Origin of the sequence: Marinobacter sp. bablab_jr003 (assembly GCF_016464245.1) — a bacterium.
In the GTDB taxonomy this organism is placed as follows: domain Bacteria; phylum Pseudomonadota; class Gammaproteobacteria; order Pseudomonadales; family Oleiphilaceae; genus Marinobacter; species Marinobacter vinifirmus.
This window is the reverse complement of the sequence record NZ_JADARC010000119.1, coordinates 103,333-121,174: the sequence shown is the minus strand read 5'-3', so window position 1 is coordinate 121,174 and position 17,842 is coordinate 103,333. Positions and strand designations below refer to the sequence as shown.

Below are 17,842 nucleotides of genomic sequence, written 5' to 3'. Positions count from 1 at the left end.
TGTTTTCCGCCGGAAAAAAGATGTCTGAGCGCAGCGAGTTGTTTTTTCCAGAGGAAAACACCTCCCCGCCCCGCGGCCAGACTCCAATTGGCAGAAACTCCAAACCTAGATGTAGTAGTCCTTCAACGGAGGAAACCCGTTAAACTCGATGGCACTGTAAGTGGTGGTATAAGCCCCGGTCGACAGCCAGTACATCCGGTCCCCAATCGCCAGGTTCAAAGGCAACGGATACTTATGGTGCTCGTACATAATGTCGGCACTGTCACACGTCGGCCCGGCAATCACACAGTCTTCACCCTCACCGGTCTTCTCGGTCCAGATCGGAAACTTGATCGACTCATCCAGCGTCTCGATCAGCCCGGAAAACTTGCCCACATCAGTGAACACCCATCGGTGCAACGCCGTGCGGGACTTGCGCGAAATCAGAACCACCTCACTCACCAACACCCCGGCATTGGAAATCAGCGACCGCCCCGGCTCGATAATGATCTCAGGCAGATCGTCGCCAAAATCCTCTTTCAGGAAACGCAGGATCTCCCGGGCATACACACTCAACTCGTTGGTGCGAGTCAGGTAATTGGCCGGAAAACCGCCGCCCATGTTGATCATCTTCAACTCGATGCCGTCTTCTTCCTTCAGGCGCTCGAAGATTACCTTCACCTTGCTGAGCGCCGCATCCCAGGCGCCGATTTCCCGCTGCTGGGAACCGACATGGAACGACACGCCGTAAGGCACCAGGCCCAGATCCCGGGCCAGGATCAGCAGGTCCATGGCCATATCGGTCTGGCAGCCGAACTTGCGGGACAGCGGCCAGTCGGCGGTCAGGGTACCTTCTGTCAGAATACGCACATACACCTTGGAACCGGGTGCCGCCTTGGCAATGTTGCGCAGGTCTGCCTCGGAGTCGGTGGCATACAGACGCACACCCTTCTCGTAGAAGGTGCGAATGTCCTTCGCCTTCTTGATGGTGTTGCCATAGCTGATGCGGTCGCCGGTAACACCCAGACCCATGACCTTGTCCAGCTCATATACCGACGCGATATCGAAATTGGCACCCTTGTCCCGCAGCATGGTCAGAATCTGCGGAGCCGGGTTGGCCTTCACCGCATAGTAGACGCTTGCGTAGGGGAAACCGTCGATCAGCTCATCGTACTGGCGTTCGATGGTCTGGGTGTCGATCACCACAAACGGGGTTTCCTTGCCATCGGCAAAGTCCTTGATCCGCTTGAACGTCTCGGCGCTGTAGTAATCGGCGATATCGGCGTTGGGGGTCTGGTTCATGGGTGGTGTGTCCCTCCACAGGGTAAACGGGCATAAAAAAAGGGTAGCACAGACTCGCCGTGCTACCCGTGAATGTCGCGATCATCAGGCTTTTTTCTGATCACCACAAATGCGCATATGTACCCATAAATCCGGCATTTCAGGCCGTGCACCAGGGCACTGAGCTGCCAGTATTCGGGGAACAACACCCAGTCTGCTTCCTGCAGCAAAGGCTTGTGGCGCAAAAAATGTTCAGGTTTGAGGACTGTGATGTCCGGAAAGCCGAGAGTACGGAACACGTTGAAGGATACAAGGTGCATGGTTATCGCCGCACAGGGTGGAGAGTGGCGGCATTTTATACAGCTTCCGGCCACTGGCAAGCGGTATTTTTCCGTTTGTACGCGAATTCCTGTTGCACGCCCAGATATTATTGGTAATAATTCGCATTAACGTTTAACAGTGAAGAGGATGCTCCATGAAAACCACCCTGCAAATTGCCGCAGCCGCTGCGGCCCTGCTGTTCGCCGCCCTCGCATTCGCCGATGACGACTACGAGCATTACAAGGGCGAACCTTCAAAAACCCTCGAACAGGCGGTTGCCAACCTATCCGAGTACAACAACCGGCTGGAAAAAGTACTTGCCGGCGAGCTGACCCCGGAAGCCATGAACGAAGTACACCAGCTCACCTACACCCTGGAAAATGCCCTGGGCAAGATGGATGACGAGCTGGAAGACATTGCCGAGCGTCTGGAGCTGGTTCACAAGGCTTCCGAGCGCGCCGACCCGGATACCGTGAAGCAGGAAGGCGCGGTGTACCTGGAAAAGAGCCGCACCATCGTGAAATAACCGTTACGGCCAGGCTCATCTGGCCGGGCGCTTTTTCGTGCCCTGCTGGGCCTGGGCGGTAAGCGGGTCTTCCGGCCAGGGATGTTTGGAGTAGCGGCCCCGCAGTTCCTTGCGTACTTCCGGGTAGGCGTTCTGCCAGAAACTGGCCAGGTCCGCCGTTACCGCCAGCGGCCGCTGAGCCGGTGACAGCAGGTGAATCACCACCGGCACCCGGCTGCGGGCCACTTTCGGGGTTTCCGTCCAGCCAAACAAAGCCTGAAGCTTGGCCGCCAGCACCGGGCCGTTGTCGGCACTGTAATCCAGGGTCACGTTCTGGCCGGTGGGAATGGTCAGGGATCGGGGCGCCAGCTCTTCCAGTTGCTGTTGTTGCGGATAATCCAGCAGAGAATTCAGGGCCTGGACGAGGTTGATACTGGCCAGGTCTGACCAGCGCTTCATGCCCGCCATAAAAGGCGCCAGCCAGGTCTCCAGAGTGTCCAGCAAAGCCTGGTCGCTGACCTCCGGCCAGTCGCCGGGAAACTGAGCCGCCAGCAATCGCACCCGGGCAACCCACTGGCGGGCGCCCGGATTCCAGGGCAGGCTGTCCAGCCCCTTGCGGCGCACCGCATCCAGCAAACCCTGCTGGATCAGTTCCGGGGCTACCTGTTGCAGGGGCTTTTCCGCCAAGATCAGGGCACCGAGTTTGCGAACCTTCCGGGCCACCACGGTGCCGCGTTTGTCGTCCCAGAGCGCTTCTTCCCGTTGCTCAATGTGCGCAGCCAGATCCTGCTCCAGGTCCACCAGGTCTAACGGCGCCGCCAGGTACATTGTCGCTTCCCGGGCCTTGCCATCCAGGTCTGCCGCCACCAGCCACTCCTGCCGGGCCAGAGGGTCTTCCTCCCGCAATACTGCGCCCTTACCGTTGCTGAGCTGGTAACGGGGTGTTGTGCCCGGTCGGCGGCGGGCAATACGGTCCGGATAAGCCTGGGCCAGCACCCGGCCGACTTCAGTTTCTGCCGGTAGCTCCTGCACAAACTGGCCCCGACACAGCCGCTTCGCCGCCTGCTGAACCGCTTTCAACCGAGCCGGATCCAGCCCCCGGTGACCACGCTCGCCCCGCAGCACCCGAATCCGCTCATGCAGATCGGCCCCCGAGCCCGGCCCCAGCAAATCCCGCTCTTCCAGCAACGCCGCCAGCTCTGCCGCCAGCTGCTCCAGCCCCAGCGCACGGCCCTTGATCACCATATGGGCCAGCCGCGGATGCAGGCCCAGCTCCCGGGCAGCCTTGCCATGGTCAGTAATGGCTCCCTCGGCATCCAGCAAATCCAGCCATTGCAATAACTCTACCGCCTGCTGCCAGTGCGCCTTCGGCGGCGCATCAATCCAGGCCACCTGCTCCGGCGACCGGGCACCCCACTGGGCCAGCTCCAGCACCAGAGGTGCCAGGTCCGCCTGCTGAATCTCCGGCGGCGTGTAATCTGCCAGCCCGAACTGCTCCGATTCACTCCACAACCGGTAACACACCCCCGGCTCAACCCGCCCGGCCCGGCCCTTACGCTGCTCGGCAGAAGCCTTCGACACCCGGCCGGTGACCAGCCGCGTCATCCCGCTGTTAGGATCAAACACCGCCCGGCGCTGCTGGCCGGCATCAATCACCACCCGCACGCCCTCAATGGTCAGACTGGTCTCGGCAATGGCCGTGGCCAGCACAATCTTGCGGGTTCCCTCTGGCGCCGGAGAAATCGCCCGATCCTGTTCCTCAGATTTCAAATTGCCATACAGCGGCGCCAGCACCACGTGGTCCGGCAACTGCCCCGCCAACTGCTGCGCCACCCGCCGGATCTCGCCAGCACCGGGCAGGAACACCAGCAGGGAACCGATCTGATCCCGAAGCGCCTCCTGAACCACCGCCACCACCTGGTCCACAACCCGGCCATTGCGGGGCAAGGGCCGATACGCCACCTCCACCGGAAACGCCCGCCCCTCCGAAGTAATCACCGGTACATCCCCCAGCACCCGGGCAATGGGCGCGGTGTCCAGCGTGGCCGACATCACCAGCAACCGAAGATCCTCCCGCAACGCCTGCTGGCTCTCCCGCACCAGAGCCAGGCCCAGATCAGCCTGTAACGACCGCTCATGAAACTCATCAAACAACACCGCCGCATAGTCTTCCAGCATCGGGTCGTTCTGAATCAGGCGGGTGAGAATACCCTCGGTAACCACCTCTACCTGCGTGGCCCCGGATACCCTGGTATCCAGCCGGGTCCGATACCCCACCGTCTGCCCCGGCGCTTCCCCCAGTTGCTTCGCCATATAGCGCGCCGCCGACCGGGCCGCCAGCCGCCTCGGCTCCAACATCAGGATCTTCCGGTTCTCCCTCCAGGGGGCATCCAACAAAGCCAGCGGCACCCTCGTCGTTTTACCGGCGCCCGGTGGGGCCTGCAGCAGGGCTGTGGTGGCCTCGTTCAGGGTTTGTTTTAGCTCTGGGAGTATGTGTTCTATCGGGGGCATGTTTTGGGTTGGGTTTAGCCTGGTTGTTTCGGGGGGTGGCGCGGGGGGTGTTTTAATTTTTTGGCCGAAAAAGAACTCGCTGCGCTCAGACACCTTTATTCGGTCAAAAAATTAAAACACCCCCCACACCCTGCCTAACTTTTAGGGTATCTCAATAGCTTACTAGGGTCTGTCTTGGGTTAATCCGTTTTGCCTTTTGCGTGAGCACTGATTCTTTCAACCAAAAAGTCTTTTAACCCAGCGGAACCGCCGTGGTCAGCTAGAGCGGGGTGGTGGGGTATTTTTTTCCGCCGGAAATGAATGTCTGAGCGCAGCGAGTTTCATTTCCAAGGCAAAAAACACCCCACCACCCCGATCAATCCCCCACAACCAACAGTCTGGGGCCACATCAAGACCGCGAATGCCATACCTCAGGCCGGGGCACAAAGAACGCGAACACGAGGCCAAACACCAGGGCCGCGACACCGATACCAAAAGCAGACACCAGGGTACCGCCGGAGTCGAGCCACTGCTTGGTGAGCCACGGCCCCACCATCTGGGTGAAGCCGTAGAGGGCCACCATGGCTGCGGACAAACGCGGGCCCTGGTGGGGATGGAGAGCGCGGCCGATGCGTTGGGTGAGGAGAACAGTGCCCAGGAAGGTGCCTCCGACCAGGACCGCGCACAGCACCAAACCGATGGCCCCGGGCCAGAGCACGGCAGCCAGGACACCGGCCAACTGTATGATGAAATTCAATCGCAGCGCTGGCAGGTCGCCCATGATGGCGCCGAGTTTGTTCCAGAGCCAGGGCGCGGGGATGGTGAACAGAGCCACCAGCATCCAGGTGCCATCCTGCAGGAAGTGGCCATCCGACAATTCGATTTTTGCCAGCAGCGGCAGGAAGGTCATGGGCAGGATGTAGCCCAGGCCGGCACCGGCGTATGAGAGAAACAGCGGGATGCTGGCGCGGTCGATCAGGGGGGTGTTGGTGATGGCCTGGCCGGAATCATCGTGTTCCCGCACCGGCACATCCAGCTTGCGCAGCTGCATGACACCCCACCAGGCCAGCGGGATGGACACCAGTGCCGCCGGCCACCATCGCTGGGCACCTTCGAGGAAATCCGCCGTGCCGGATACCAGGCCGCTGGATACCAACAGGCCGGCACCCACGCCAATGTACACGAGGCCACTCATGGTGGCGCGGTTGCGCAGGACCAGCCATTCCAGGATCAGCGCCGGAGCCTGTACAAACACCACGCCGTTAGCCACGCCATTGAGCCAGCGGGTGGTGGAGATGACCGTGAGGTTGTCGGTCTGGGTCATGATCAGGGTGGTGAGTACATGCACGGCCAGGAACAGGGGCAGCATGAAACGAATCTGGTCGATGCGATGCCAGCGGATGGCCAGCATGGCGCCCATCAGGTAGCCAAGGTAGTTCCAGGTGGCTACCGCGGCGCCGTCCGGGGCGCTGAACTGGTTGTCGGCCACCAGGTAGGGCAGCAGCGGCGTGTAGATAAACCGGCCAAGGGTGTGCACCACCAGCAGCACCAGGCTGCCGGCCAGCAGTACCGTGAACAGCTGTTTCGGGGTGGCAGTTGGAGAAGACGTCATGAGCACGGCCCGGGTTCTGGTGGCTGGATATCAGAGCCGGGCAGTGTAAGGGAGGCGCCGGGTTTTGTCAGTGGGACCTTGGCCCAAGCCCCTCAGGCTCCCGAAGCCCGGGGGTCGTTTGCCTTCGCCCACTGGTAGATCCGCTCGTAGGCCTGTACCAGTTCTTCCGGCTTGTGGGGAGGCTGGATCAGCGCCTGCAGTTTTCCCTCCGGGTTCAGCAGGGCGAAGTGGCCGCTGTGGTCCACCAGCAGCTGACCATCAACCTCCCGGTGCACAAACACGGCGCTGACGCTTTTCGCCACTTCCCGAAGGATGTCCAGGTCGCCGGTCAGGCCATGGAAGTTTTCACCGAAGAAGCCGGTATAGGCTTTGAGCTTTTCCGGGGTGTCGTGTTCCGGGTCGGCCGTCACCAGCAGGTAATCCGGCCGGGGCAGTTCCGCCGGCAGCAGGCTGTTGGTTCGGCGCAGGTTTGCCATGGCGGCGGGGCAGATGTCCGGGCAGTTGGTGTAGCCCACAAACACAAAGGTCCAGCGGCCTTTCAGGCTGTCCCGGGTCACGGTTTCACCCTGCTCATTGGTGAGGGTGAACTCGGCAAGTTCACGGGGCTGGTCGTACACGTAGGTGTTGTACTGGCTCAGATCCGGTGCCGGCGCGGGTTCGCTGCTGCTGAGGAACACCTGCCGGCCGACGGTCAGTCCAAAGATCAGCATAACAAGTAGTAACAGTACAAACAGCGTAATGCGTAACGACCGCCCCATGGGGCCTCCAACTCAGGTTAGTGCAACCGCCTCTGTTCAGAAAAAGGCGAAGTGATCCACCAGTAACACCACGAACAGCGCCATCAGGTAGGTGATGGAGTATTTGAAGGTGTTCAGGGCTACCCGGCGATCATCCCCTTTCAGCAGGCGGATGGCATATTGCAGGAACCTCAAGCCTAGCGCCAGGGCACCGATCAGGTAAATACCACCAGACATCCCTGTGACAAAAGGTAGCAGGCTCACCGCCAGCAGCATCAGGGTGTACAGCAGGATGTGCAGCTCGGTGTACTTGTTGCCGTGGGTAACCGGCAGCATGGGAATACCGGCCTTGGCGTATTCTTCCTTGCGGTGGATGGCCAGGGCCCAGAAGTGGGGCGGGGTCCAGGCAAAGATGATCAGCACCAGCAGCAGCGCATGGCCTTCCACCTGCCCGGTGACCGCGGTCCAGCCCAACAGCGGTGGCATGGCACCGGCCAGGCCGCCAATGGTGATGTTCTGGGGCGTGGCCCGTTTCAGGAACAGGGTGTATACGCCGGCATAGCCCACCAGCGAGGCCAGGGTCAGCCAGGCGGTCAGTTCGTTCACCTGCCAGATCAAGACAATCATGCCGGCGGCCGCCAGCATCACCGCAAACAGGATGGCATCGAAGGGTGCTATCCGCCCGGTGGCTACAGGACGCTTGCGGGTGCGGGCCATGACGGTGTCGATCTTCTGGTCCACCACGTGGTTCACCACGGCCGCCGCCCCTGCCAGCAAGGCAATGCCCAGGTTACCGAACAGCAAGATGTCCCAGCCCGGCACCCCCGGCGCCGCCAGCAACATACCGATCACCGAGGTCAGGATCATCAGGGCCACCACCCGGGGCTTGGTCAGCTCCAGGTAGTCGCGCCAGGAAATCCGGCCCGATACTGACTTTGCACTGTGCTGGGCCGGCAGCGCCTTTGCTTGCTCGCTCATGCCGTAACCTCCCGGTTTATGGTTGTTGTGTGGGATTCTGTTGACGCAGCCCTGGATGTTTGCGGCTGCGGAAGCTGGTGATGCCGCCAGATCAGGTGGATAACGGACAACAGCAGGCCCGCCCCCATGGCGTTGTGGGCGACCGCAATGGCCAGTGGTATGTGCAGCCAGACGTTGGCCAGGCCAAGGCTGATCTGTAACACCAGTGCCCCGGCCACCAGCAAGACGCTGTTTTCCAGCCGGCTTTCACCCCGCTGCTGCCATAGCCTGAGCAGCAGGAGACCCAGATACACCAGCACTATCAGCGCACCTAACCGGTGAGTGACATGAATGGCCACCCGGCCATCGGCCGTCAGCTGGCCGCCCAGATAATTCGGGCCTACATGCTGGGCAATGTCGAAGCCATGTCGGAAATCCATCCCTTCCGGCCACCACTGGCCCTGACAGGTGGGCAGGTCGGTGCAGGCGACAGCGGCGTAGTTGGCCGCCGTCCAGGCTCCCAGGGCAATCTGCAACACCACCAGTAGCAGGCCGCCATAGAGCCACGGACGAAGCCGGGCAAGGGGCAATGAAGCAGTAGCAACTGCCGGCAGCTCACCCCGGGCCCGTTTGCGCAGGCGCAGGGTCAGTAACAACAGCATGCTGAGGGTCGTGAAGCCTCCGAGCAGGTGCAGGGCCACCACCTGCGGCCAGAGCTTCAGGGTGACCGTCCACATACCAAAAGCGCCCTGCAGCACGATAAAACCGGCAATAAACAGGGGCAGCCGCAACGGCAACTGCGCCCTCCGGTGCCGGATGGCGGCAATTGCCAGCCCAAACACCACCAGCCCCAGGGTACCGGCGGCATAGCGATGGATCATCTCCGGCCAGCCCTTGGACACATCCACCGGAGTTTCCGGGAAGCGGGCATTGGCAATGGCAATGCTGGTTTCACTCTGGGGTACGGTCAGAAAGCCATAGCAGCCAGGCCAGTCCGGGCAACCAAGCCCGGCGTCCACCAGCCGGGTCCAGGCGCCCAGCATGATTACCACCACCGCCAGGCCGCAGGCAAAAGCGGACCAGCGGGCCATGGGCTTGGCAACGGATGGCTTTTTCGCCTCAGGCAAAGACAGCTCGGGATTCAATTCCGGTTTCACGGCCCTGACCTCCCGATCAGCCAATCTGGGACAGCTTCAGCAGGTGTTTAAGGTCTTTGAGCATCTGTTTGCCGGTGTGCTCGGTTCCGTAATGCATCATCACATTACCAAACGGATCGACCAGCAGAATCCGGGGCTCGTTGGCCGGGTTCACGCCTGCAGGCCAGGCCGGTGTTGCTCCGGGAGCCACCCGAAGCCGCTCCATCAGGCTGTATTCCTCGCTCCAGCGGGCTTCCAGTGCGGCCGGGGTGCTAGCAAGGTACGCCGCACGGCCAACCCTCGGGGCATTCTTGCCCAGGGCAATGTTCACCTGCCGGGCCAGGTACAGTAACTGTTCGCAATCCTTCTGGCAGCTGCCGGCGGTAACCAGCATCAGCCACTTGGCCTCCGGCTGGTCTACCCCAAACCGGTCGGCCAGGGGTACGCCACTTCCGGTTTCCAGGTTCAGTGCCTGTACCGGCGCCACGGGCTGCAGCAACTGGCCCTGATTAGAATGGCCGGCGGGGTTCAGCCAGCCGGTATAAAACATGATAGTGGCCAGCACCATGGGGCCAAAGCCCACTGCAAACAGCAACAGTGCGGTACGCCGGCCACGGCGGGTCTGTTCGGGGGTGGGCTCAACACCGGGAGTCACGTTATCAGCCGTTGTCGTTGTCATTATCGGCTCCTGTCTTTCGATTCTTTCGAGGTCTGGCTGTTCTTTTTATAACTCGCCACTTTTTAACTCGCTACTTTATAACTCGCTACTACAGTCAATATAGTCAGCGCTGCGGCAAGCGCAAACCACTGGGCCGCATATCCGTAGTGGGTCTGCGGGCCCATCACATCCGGCACCCGGTCGGCCCGGTAGGCGCCGGGTTGCTGGCTGTCGGCCAGGGCAACAATCATGGCTGCCGGATCAACGCCCTCCCCGGCCACCAGCTCTGCCGGCAATGCCTGAACCCTTCTTGGCCAGGAACCGGATTCCGGCTCCGTAGCTGCCAGCACGGGTGGCTCCGGGTAATCCGTCAGCCGGCCATTCAGGGTGTACAGATCCTCCGGCGTGGTTACCAGCGGTAACTGCTCCCGCGTGCGCGGCGCCTGTATCCAGCCCCGGTTCACCACCACCGGCGGGCCTTCAAGGGGGTGGAACAGCGTCAACACTTCGTAGCCGGGCATGCCGTCCCGGGTACGGTTATCCAGCAGCCAGGTCTGTTCACCATAAAAACCGGTGAGCGACACCGGTTGCCCTGGTTTCAGCGCACCGGCGGACTGTTCTGCCCAGGTCTGGCTGGCCGACTCTGCCTGCCAGGTTTCCAGCAGCGCGGTTTTCTCCGCGGCGCGATTCAGTTGCCACACGCCAAGACTGATCAGCAGGGGCAGAAACAACCCGGAAAACACCAGTAATCGCCAGTCAAACTGCCAGTGGCGAGCCATCAAACAGGTCTACCCATGCTCTGCTATAGTGAGTGAAAGCTAAAAATAACGGGAATTCCCATGCTCAAGATTGCCATCGTTATGTTGCTCGTTGCGGTTATGGCCAGCCTGTTCAGCGGTCTGTTTTTCCTGATCCATGACGGCGGCAAAACCCGGCGCGTGGTGAATTCCCTCGCAGTCCGGGTTGCCCTGAGTGTGCTCTTGCTGGCACTGATCCTGGTCGCTCTCTGGTCCGGGAACATGACCCTGAACCCCACGCCGTAACCGCTCCGTCAGATTACATACACAAAGACAAACAGCCCCAGCCACACCACATCCACAAAGTGCCAGTACCAGGCGGCCGCCTCGAACCCGAAGTGGTTGTCTTCCGTAAAGTGCCCCTTGATGATCCGCACCAGCATGATGAACAGCATCAGGGTACCCAGCATTACGTGGGCGCCGTGGAAACCGGTGAGCATAAAGAAGGTGCTGCCATAGATACCGGATTGCAGGGTCAGGTCCAGGTCGCCATAGGCGTGGGCGTATTCATAGCCCTGCACAAACATGAACACCACCGCCAGGGCAATGGTGGCGGCCAGCCACAGCTTTACCTTGGCCCGGTTACCGGCTTTCAGGGCGTGGTGGGCGATGGTGACGGTGAACGATGAGGTCACCAGCAAAATGGTGTTGATCAGCGGCAGGCCCCAGGGCCCGATCACTTCTTTCGGGCCCTGATAAACCTGGGGGTCCGGGTTGTTGATCAGCGGCCAGCTGGCCTGAAACCCTTCCCAGAGCATGTTGGTGCTGCCCTTATCGCCTTCACCGCCAATCCAAGGCACCACAAACACCCTTACGTAGAACAGCGCCCCGAAGAAGGCGGCAAAGAACATGACTTCCGAGAAAATGAACCAGCTCATGCCCCAGCGGAACGAGCGGTCCATCTGGTCGCTGTACAGGCCGGCCCGGCTTTCGCGGATCACGCTGCCAAACCAGCCAAACAGCATGTAGGCCATGATCAGCGCGCCAATCCAGAACATGAACCAGGAACCGCCGGTGCTCTCGCCCTGATTGCCATTCACCATGATTGACGCTGCGCCATACAGGGTTACGCCCAGGCCCACGGTGGCAACGATGGGCCATTTGCTCTGTTCGGGAACGTAGTAGGTCTGGTGATCCGCCATAGCTGTCTCCGATGGCTTAGCCGTTATTGTTGGTTGTTGTTGCGCCTGCCCTGGCCGAACCGGACACCCTTGCCTGTGGGTCCTGGTCGTAGAGGGTGTAAGACAGGGTCAGCTTGGTAATGTGCTCCGGCAGCTCCGGGTCGACAATGAACACCAGGGGCATTTCCACGCTTTCCCCGGCGTCCAGGGGCTGCTGATTGAAGCAGAAACACTCGGTCTTGTGAAAATACAGGGTGCCTTCGGAGGGCGACAGGCTGGGTACCGCCTGCCCCACCATGGCATGGTCGGTGGGGTTGGCGGCGTAGAAGTTCACCGTAACCGCCTCACCCGGGTGCACCTTCACACTCCGCTGTACCGGCCGGAACTCCCAGCTCATGCCCGGGCCGTTGCTGGCCAGGAACTGCACGGTGACCGTGCGGTTCTCGTCCACCTGGTTCGACACCCCGGTTTCATAGCGCCCGCCGGTCTTGCCGTTAATGCCGGTGATTTCACAGAACACGTCGTACAAAGGCACCAGGGCAAAGCCAAAGGCAAACATGCCCACCACGCCGGCCATGCACCAGGCGATCACCCGGCTGTTACTGCGCTTGCCTTGTTGTGGTTGCTGTTCGGCCATGGTGACCTCCCGGTTATTTCACTTCCGGCGGTGTAGAGAAAGTGTGATAGGGCGCCGGCGACGGCACCGTCCATTCCAGCCCTTCAGCTCCATCCCACGGCTTGGCCGCGGCCTTTTCGCCACCGCGCACGCACTTGACGACAATGAACAGGAACAGCAGCTGGGTAACACCGAACATGAAGGCCCCGATACTGGACACCATGTTGAAGTCCGAGAACTGCAGGGCGTAGTCCGGAATCCGCCGGGGCATGCCCGCCAGCCCCAGGAAGTGCATAGGGAAGAAAGCCAGGTTCATGCCGATAAACGACAGCCAGAAGTGGGTCTTGGCCAGGGTTTCGTCGTACATGTGGCCAGTCCACTTGGGCAACCAGAAGTAAGCCGAGGCGAAGATACCGAAGATGGCACCGGGTACCAGTACATAGTGGAAGTGGGCCACCACAAAGTAGGTGTCGTGGTACTGGAAGTCCGCCGGGGCAATGGCCAGCATCAGCCCGGAGAAGCCACCGATGGTAAAGAGGATGATAAAGGCCACGGCAAACAGCATGGGTGCTTCAAAGCTCAGGGAACCCCGGAACATGGTGGTTACCCAGTTGAACACCTTCACCCCGGTGGGCACGGCAATCAGCAGGGTGGCATACATAAAGAACAGCTGCCCCGCCAGCGGGATGCCCACGGTAAACATGTGGTGCGCCCATACCAGGAAGGAGAGCAGGGCAATGGCGCCCACGGCATACACCATGGAGGCATAGCCGAACAGCGGCTTGCGGGAGAAGGCCGGTACGATATGGGAAATAGCCCCGAACGCCGGCAGGATCATGATGTACACCTCCGGGTGCCCGAAGAACCAGAACACATGCTGGAACAGCACCGGGTCACCACCGCCGGAAGCATCGAAGAAACTGGTGCCGAAGTTGATGTCCATCAGCATCATGGTGACCGCACCGGCCAGCACCGGCATGACGGCAATCAGCAGGAAGGCGGTGATCAGCCAGGTCCAGACAAACAGGGGCATTTTCATCATCTTCATGCCCGGTGCCCGCATGTTCAGGATAGTGGCAATCACGTTGATGGCACCCATGATGGAAGACACACCCATAATGTGGATGGCAAAGATGAAGAAGGTGGTACTCGGGGGCCCGTAAGTGGTGGATAGCGGAGCGTAGAAGGTCCAGCCAAAGTTGGGCGCGCCGCCCTCCATAAACAGGGTCGACACCAGGATCAGGAAGGCACAGGGCAGCAGCCAGAAACTCCAGTTATTCATCCGTGGCAGTGCCATATCCGGCGCGCCGATCATCAGCGGCAGCATCCAGTTGGCCAGCCCCACAAAGGCCGGCATCACCGCCCCGAACACCATGATCAGGCCATGCATGGTGGTCATCTGGTTGAAGAACTCCGGCTGCACAATCTGCAGGCCGGGCTGGAACAGTTCGGCCCGGATCACCATCGCCATACTGCCGCCCAGCAGGAACATGGCGAAGCTGAAGATCAGGTACATAGACCCGATGTCTTTATGGTTGGTGGTCAGCAGCCAGCGGCTGATGCCTTTGGCCGGGCCGTGGTGATGTTCCTGGCTGTGGGTATCTGCAACCGCACTCATGAAAACCCCCGTTACCGCCGTTTTTTATGGCTGGTGATTGTTGTTATCTGGCGTCGATTACTCTTGGTTCTTGTAATCAAAAATCTCTTTCGGCGTGACCATCTCGCCGGTGTTGTTACCCCAGGCATTGCGCTCGTAGGTAATCACCGCGGCCAGGTCCACCTCACTCAGCTGACCACCGAAGGCCTGCATCGCTGTGCCGGACTTACCATTCACGACGATATCGATATGCGCGGCCATGTCCTCTGTTGCGATCTGGCTGCCCTTCAGTGCCGGGAAGGCCGGCGGCATGCCAGTACCATCCGGCTGGTGACAGGAAGCACAGGCACTGGCGTAGGCCTTCTCGCCCCGCTCCATCAGCTCTTCCAGGGTCCAGTCTTTCTCGGTCAGCTGGCGCTCGGCTTCTGCGGCGGCCCGCTGTTCGGCTACCCAGGCGTTGTATTCCTCTTCCGGCACCGCCTCCACCACTACCGGCATAAAGCCGTGGTCCTTGCCGCACAGCTCGGTGCACTGGCCGCGATAGATGCCCGGCTCGTCCACGCGGGTCCAGGTTTCGTTGATAAAGCCGGGGATGGCGTCTTTCTTCACACCGAATTCCGGCACCCACCAGGAGTGAATCACATCATTGGCGGTCAGCAGGAAGCGCACTTTCTTGCCCACCGGAATCACCAGCGGGTTGTCCACTTCCAGCAGGTAGTTCTCACCCTTGGCCTGGCGGTTCTCGATCTGCTCCCTCGGGGTGGACAGGCTGGAGAAATAACCGAAATCGTCGTTGATGTACTCATAGCGCCAGCGCCACTGGTAACCGGTAACCTTGATGTCCACCTCGGACTCGCTGGTGTCGTACATCTCCACCAGGGTTGCCGTGGCAGGCACGGCCATGGCCACCAGAATGGCCAGGGGAATAATGGTCCAGAGGATTTCCACCACGGTGTTTTCGTGGAAATTGGCGGGCTTGGCACCCTGGGATTTGCGATGGGCAAAGATCGACCAGAACATGACCCCGAACACCACCACACCGATGGCCACGCAGATCCAGAGAATGGTCATGTGAAGGCTGAAAATCTGGTTGCTGGTACCGGTTACCCCCGGAGCCATATTCATGGTCCAGTCCGCCATGACTACAGCCGGTGACAACAGACCAGCGGCTAGGGCAACTGCCCGCTTGGCATGCACGCGCATACTGTGTCTCCACAGAGTGTTATTCTTGTCGGATTTTGCGTCATCCCTCTGCGGTCTGTTCCGAAGCTCGCAACAGCGGAACCACCGAGAGTGAAAGCCTGCTTACGGATACATCAAATGTCAGTGTAGACACAGATCAAAAAAAGACTAAAAAATCATTAAACCTAAAATGGATAAGCAACCCGTTTTGATAAGCAGAATTTATAAGGCCGTTGTTCGCCCTACCGATCGCCGCCTGTGGACACTGGCCTGGCCGCTGATGCTGACCAACCTCACCGTGCCCCTGCTGGGGCTGGTGGATACGGCCGTGCTTGGCCACCTGGACAGCCCGGAATACCTGGGCGCGGTTGCGGTGGGCGCCAATCTGTTCACCATCCTGTACTGGACCTTCGGCTTCATGCGCATGGGCACCACCGGCCTGGCCGCCCAGGCCTGGGGCCAGCGGGATGCCTTTGCCCAGGTGGCGCTGTTGCTGCGTTCGCTGTTGCTGGCCGTAGGCATTGGCCTGTTACTGATCCTGTTTCATCAACCGCTGATTGCGTTGGGCCTGAAGCTGATGAACCCCAGCCCGGATGTTGCGGCACTGGCTGCGGAATACGCTGCCATCAGAATCTGGAGTGCGCCGGCGGTGCTGTGCCAGTACACCCTGGTGGGCTGGTTGATTGGTACCCAGTTCCCCCGGGGGCCCATGGTGATGCTGATCATCGCCAACGGCATCAACATCGTGCTGGACGTGTTCTTCGTGACCGTTCTGGGCTGGAACAGCCGGGGCGTGGCCATGGCCACCGTAATGGCCGAATACGGGGCCACCGCCATCGGTGTAATGATCGTGCTCAAACGCATGCCGGAGGGCCAGCAGCTGACCCGGGAGCTGTTCGGTAAGGTGTCGGATTACCTGCGCATCCTGCAGGTGAACCGCTACATCATGGTGCGTACCATCGCCCTGCTGCTGTGCCTGGCCTTCTTCACCGCCCAGGGCGCCCGGCAAGGGGATATCATCCTGGCCGCCAATGCCGTGCTGATCACCTTCCTGCTGGTGATTTCCAATGCCCTGGACGGCTTTGCCAACGCCGCCGAAGCACTGATCGGTGAAGCCATTGGCAAGGGCAGCAAACGGCAGTTCAGGGTGGTATTCAACAGCGCCCTGCGGTGGTCGCTCTGGGGCGCATTGCTGCTGACCATCGGCTTTGTACTCGGGGGCCGCTGGCTGATCAGCCTGTTGACCGGCATTGAAGACGTACAAACCACCGCCTGGCAATACCTGCCCTGGCTCTGGATGTTACCGTTCGCAGCAGTGTGGAGTTACCTGCTGGATGGCGTATTTATCGGGGCTACCCGCACCCGGGAAATGCAGGACACCATGCTGTTCTCAGCGCTTGGTGTGTTTTTGCCGGTGTGGTGGCTGACGACCGGCTGGGGCAACCATGGCCTGTGGCTGGCACTGATCAGCCTGATGCTGGCCCGTGCCGGCAGTATGGGTTGGTTGTGCTGGCGCTACACCCGCCAGGATGTGTGGTTTCAGCCACGCTAGGCAGCCGGGATTTCGGTTTTCCGCAGGGGATTTTGCCGCCTGCCGGCAGCGCCATAAAAAATATTGGCTACACTGTTTTTAAACGGCAGGCAGTTCAGCTGGCCATGCCACTTGGTTGCTCCTGGAGAAGGGGAGGCGCCTTGCGACCTCATTTTGTACCTACATCGGCATCTCCTGACATGACACCACAGGCAGTCCTCGAGATTATTGACCAGGCACGTCGCCAGGAAGCCCGCTCGGGGAGCTTTCTCCGGCAGCTGAAAGACAAGGCGACCAGGCTGCCGCCATCGATCGTAATCGACGGCCAGCCTGCCACCTGCCTGTTCCAGTTTGCAGTGGAATACATTGAAATGGCGCCACGGCTGATCGAGTGCGTAGACACCTGCGCCATCGACGCCGGCACCAAGCCCCTGTTCCAGCCATTTATTGATGCCGCTATCCGCTATTTCACCCAGCCCTCGGTGCTGCTGGTCCGCTACGACGGCCTCGACGGCCTGCTGATCCGGGCTTACCTGTGCCACCGGCTGATGGAAGAAATGCACGACAACAACCGCTCGATCCGGGCCGGCGAGCTGATAGACCTGGAAGCCACCCGGGCCAACCTGCTGGCCCACGAACTGATCGGCGAACCGTTCGCCAACGAGCTGGACGATGCCATCACCGTGACCGTGTTGCAGATTGCCGGCACCCCGGATTACTACGACCTGGACCTTGACCCCTTCGTGGAGCAGTTCAACAACCGGGCTTGGGACTGGATGCGCAATTACTGGGAAAACCTGCTGGAGCGGAACCACATCCGGTTTTCCCTGGGCCCGGCCCTGTAAAACAACATCCTGACCAACAAGTCACTGAATTTCTGTGCAATAACCCTGTATCCTTCGGCCATCCATTCACTGTTCCGGAGGCTTGCCCTGTGCTTGAGAATACCGACCTTGGAAAACTGATTGTCCGGCTCACCCTCGGTGGCCTGCTGCTGTTCCACGGCATCGCCAAACTGCTTAACGGTATCGGTTTTATCGAGGCCCAGCTGGCCAGCCATAACCTGCCGGCTGTGCTGGCGTACGGTGTGTATATCGGGGAAGTGGTGGCACCACTGATGGTGATTCTGGGGTATCAGACCCGTATTGGCGCACTGATCATTGTCTTCAACATGCTGGTCGCCATTGTGCTGGTGCACAGCCACCAGCTGCTGTCGCTGGCCGGTAACGGCGGCTGGGCACTGGAACTGCAGGGATTTTTCCTGTTTACCGCGCTGGCCGTGGTGTTTATGGGGCCGGGCAAGTACAAGCTGAAAAACTGAG

Annotated in this window: 17 protein-coding genes and 1 pseudogene; 5 read left to right on the top strand and 13 right to left on the bottom strand. The window is 60.4% G+C overall.

The window, feature by feature from the left end; all coding sequences use genetic code 11:
- Positions 1-105: 105 nt before the first annotated feature.
- Both H3Z84_RS12795 and H3Z84_RS12790 read right to left on the bottom strand, forming a co-directional pair.
- The gene (locus H3Z84_RS12795; RefSeq protein WP_199457717.1) at positions 106-1,281 is read right to left on the bottom strand and encodes a type III PLP-dependent enzyme; all 1,176 of its coding nucleotides are present in this window, start codon (positions 1,279-1,281) and stop codon (positions 106-108) included.
- Positions 1,282-1,388: 107 nt separating this feature from the next.
- Positions 1,389-1,580: pseudogene (locus H3Z84_RS12790) on the bottom strand (hypothetical protein); the annotation flags it as partial.
- 155 nt (positions 1,581-1,735) lie between these two features.
- Between H3Z84_RS12790 and H3Z84_RS12785 the strand changes: the two are divergent.
- Positions 1,736-2,107 (top strand): DUF6746 family protein, encoded by a 372-nt coding sequence (locus tag H3Z84_RS12785; RefSeq protein ID WP_022990464.1) that lies wholly within the window; start codon positions 1,736-1,738, stop codon positions 2,105-2,107.
- A gap of 15 nt (positions 2,108-2,122) precedes the next feature.
- Here the strand turns inward: H3Z84_RS12785 and hrpB are convergent, their stop codons facing one another.
- The 7 genes from hrpB to H3Z84_RS12750 all read right to left on the bottom strand — a co-directional run bounded on the left by hrpB (position 2,123) and on the right by H3Z84_RS12750 (position 10,455).
- The gene (gene hrpB, locus H3Z84_RS12780; protein WP_199457716.1) at positions 2,123-4,597 is read right to left on the bottom strand and encodes an ATP-dependent helicase HrpB; all 2,475 of its coding nucleotides are present in this window, start codon (positions 4,595-4,597) and stop codon (positions 2,123-2,125) included.
- Positions 4,598-4,985: 388 nt separating this feature from the next.
- Entirely contained in the window at positions 4,986-6,188 is a 1,203-nt protein-coding gene (locus H3Z84_RS12775; protein ID WP_199457715.1) for a YbfB/YjiJ family MFS transporter, read from the bottom strand.
- A gap of 92 nt (positions 6,189-6,280) precedes the next feature.
- Positions 6,281-6,946 carry an SCO family protein gene (locus H3Z84_RS12770; protein ID WP_199457714.1) on the bottom strand — a complete coding sequence of 222 codons (666 nt, stop codon included), beginning with the start codon at positions 6,944-6,946 and terminating at the stop codon, positions 6,281-6,283.
- Positions 6,947-6,982: 36 nt separating this feature from the next.
- Positions 6,983-7,903 (bottom strand): heme o synthase, encoded by a 921-nt coding sequence (gene cyoE, locus H3Z84_RS12765; RefSeq protein WP_022990460.1) that lies wholly within the window; start codon positions 7,901-7,903, stop codon positions 6,983-6,985.
- Complete coding sequence (locus H3Z84_RS12760; protein ID WP_199457904.1) at positions 7,900-8,973, bottom strand: COX15/CtaA family protein; 1,074 nt, start codon at positions 8,971-8,973, stop codon at positions 7,900-7,902. Before H3Z84_RS12760 ends, cyoE begins: the two co-directional genes overlap by 4 nt.
- Before the next feature lie 82 nt (positions 8,974-9,055).
- Positions 9,056-9,697, bottom strand: a complete 642-nt coding sequence (locus H3Z84_RS12755; RefSeq protein ID WP_199457713.1) for a hypothetical protein — start codon at positions 9,695-9,697, stop codon at positions 9,056-9,058.
- 62 nt (positions 9,698-9,759) lie between these two features.
- Complete coding sequence (locus H3Z84_RS12750; RefSeq protein ID WP_199457712.1) at positions 9,760-10,455, bottom strand: SURF1 family protein; 696 nt, start codon at positions 10,453-10,455, stop codon at positions 9,760-9,762.
- Between the two features lie 60 nt (positions 10,456-10,515).
- Here H3Z84_RS12750 and H3Z84_RS12745 point away from each other — a divergent pair, with 60 nt between their 5' ends.
- Entirely contained in the window at positions 10,516-10,719 is a 204-nt protein-coding gene (locus H3Z84_RS12745; RefSeq protein WP_199457711.1) for a twin transmembrane helix small protein, read from the top strand.
- 8 nt (positions 10,720-10,727) lie between these two features.
- Here the strand turns inward: H3Z84_RS12745 and H3Z84_RS12740 are convergent, their stop codons facing one another.
- The 4 genes from H3Z84_RS12740 to coxB are packed head-to-tail and all read right to left on the bottom strand — an operon-like array spanning position 10,728 to position 15,010.
- The gene (locus H3Z84_RS12740; RefSeq protein WP_022990455.1) at positions 10,728-11,615 is read right to left on the bottom strand and encodes a cytochrome c oxidase subunit 3; all 888 of its coding nucleotides are present in this window, start codon (positions 11,613-11,615) and stop codon (positions 10,728-10,730) included.
- A 16-nt stretch (positions 11,616-11,631) separates the two neighbouring features.
- On the bottom strand, positions 11,632-12,231 hold the full coding sequence (locus H3Z84_RS12735; protein ID WP_199457710.1) for a cytochrome c oxidase assembly protein: 600 nt from the start codon (positions 12,229-12,231) through the stop codon (positions 11,632-11,634).
- Positions 12,232-12,244: 13 nt separating this feature from the next.
- On the bottom strand, positions 12,245-13,828 hold the full coding sequence (ctaD, locus tag H3Z84_RS12730) for a cytochrome c oxidase subunit I (RefSeq protein ID WP_022990453.1): 1,584 nt from the start codon (positions 13,826-13,828) through the stop codon (positions 12,245-12,247).
- A 57-nt stretch (positions 13,829-13,885) separates the two neighbouring features.
- Positions 13,886-15,010, bottom strand: a complete 1,125-nt coding sequence (coxB, locus tag H3Z84_RS12725) for a cytochrome c oxidase subunit II (RefSeq protein ID WP_036220212.1) — start codon at positions 15,008-15,010, stop codon at positions 13,886-13,888.
- A gap of 259 nt (positions 15,011-15,269) precedes the next feature.
- Between coxB and H3Z84_RS12720 the strand changes: the two genes are divergently transcribed.
- The 3 genes from H3Z84_RS12720 (at position 15,270) to H3Z84_RS12710 (ending at position 17,841) form a co-directional block, all read left to right on the top strand.
- The gene (locus tag H3Z84_RS12720; protein WP_228285863.1) at positions 15,270-16,541 is read left to right on the top strand and encodes an MATE family efflux transporter; all 1,272 of its coding nucleotides are present in this window, start codon (positions 15,270-15,272) and stop codon (positions 16,539-16,541) included.
- A gap of 179 nt (positions 16,542-16,720) precedes the next feature.
- The gene (locus tag H3Z84_RS12715; RefSeq protein ID WP_199457708.1) at positions 16,721-17,365 is read left to right on the top strand and encodes a hypothetical protein; all 645 of its coding nucleotides are present in this window, start codon (positions 16,721-16,723) and stop codon (positions 17,363-17,365) included.
- A gap of 89 nt (positions 17,366-17,454) precedes the next feature.
- Complete coding sequence (locus H3Z84_RS12710; protein ID WP_199457707.1) at positions 17,455-17,841, top strand: DoxX family protein; 387 nt, start codon at positions 17,455-17,457, stop codon at positions 17,839-17,841.
- Position 17,842 lies beyond the last annotated feature (1 nt).

Bases quoted from the DNA above. Each gene is read 5' to 3' on its own strand.
- hrpB (WP_199457716.1), bottom strand. From the start codon at position 4,597: ATGCCCCCGATAGAACACATACTCCCAGAGCTAAAACAAACCCTGAAC.
- H3Z84_RS12745 (WP_199457711.1), top strand. From the start codon at position 10,516: ATGCTCAAGATTGCCATCGTTATGTTGCTCGTTGCGGTTATGGCCAGC.
- H3Z84_RS12770 (WP_199457714.1), bottom strand. From the start codon at position 6,946: ATGGGGCGGTCGTTACGCATTACGCTGTTTGTACTGTTACTACTTGTT.
- coxB (WP_036220212.1), bottom strand. From the start codon at position 15,010: ATGCGCGTGCATGCCAAGCGGGCAGTTGCCCTAGCCGCTGGTCTGTTG.
- ctaD (WP_022990453.1), bottom strand. From the start codon at position 13,828: ATGAGTGCGGTTGCAGATACCCACAGCCAGGAACATCACCACGGCCCG.
- H3Z84_RS12785 (WP_022990464.1), top strand. From the start codon at position 1,736: ATGAAAACCACCCTGCAAATTGCCGCAGCCGCTGCGGCCCTGCTGTTC.
- H3Z84_RS12750 (WP_199457712.1), bottom strand. From the start codon at position 10,455: ATGGCTCGCCACTGGCAGTTTGACTGGCGATTACTGGTGTTTTCCGGG.
- H3Z84_RS12795 (WP_199457717.1), bottom strand. From the start codon at position 1,281: ATGAACCAGACCCCCAACGCCGATATCGCCGATTACTACAGCGCCGAG.
- H3Z84_RS12735 (WP_199457710.1), bottom strand. From the start codon at position 12,231: ATGGCCGAACAGCAACCACAACAAGGCAAGCGCAGTAACAGCCGGGTG.
- H3Z84_RS12760 (WP_199457904.1), bottom strand. From the start codon at position 8,973: ATGGCCCGCTGGTCCGCTTTTGCCTGCGGCCTGGCGGTGGTGGTAATC.
- H3Z84_RS12715 (WP_199457708.1), top strand. From the start codon at position 16,721: ATGACACCACAGGCAGTCCTCGAGATTATTGACCAGGCACGTCGCCAG.
- H3Z84_RS12775 (WP_199457715.1), bottom strand. From the start codon at position 6,188: ATGACGTCTTCTCCAACTGCCACCCCGAAACAGCTGTTCACGGTACTG.
- H3Z84_RS12720 (WP_228285863.1), top strand. From the start codon at position 15,270: ATGCTGACCAACCTCACCGTGCCCCTGCTGGGGCTGGTGGATACGGCC.
- cyoE (WP_022990460.1), bottom strand. From the start codon at position 7,903: ATGAGCGAGCAAGCAAAGGCGCTGCCGGCCCAGCACAGTGCAAAGTCA.
- H3Z84_RS12740 (WP_022990455.1), bottom strand. From the start codon at position 11,615: ATGGCGGATCACCAGACCTACTACGTTCCCGAACAGAGCAAATGGCCC.
- H3Z84_RS12755 (WP_199457713.1), bottom strand. From the start codon at position 9,697: ATGACAACGACAACGGCTGATAACGTGACTCCCGGTGTTGAGCCCACC.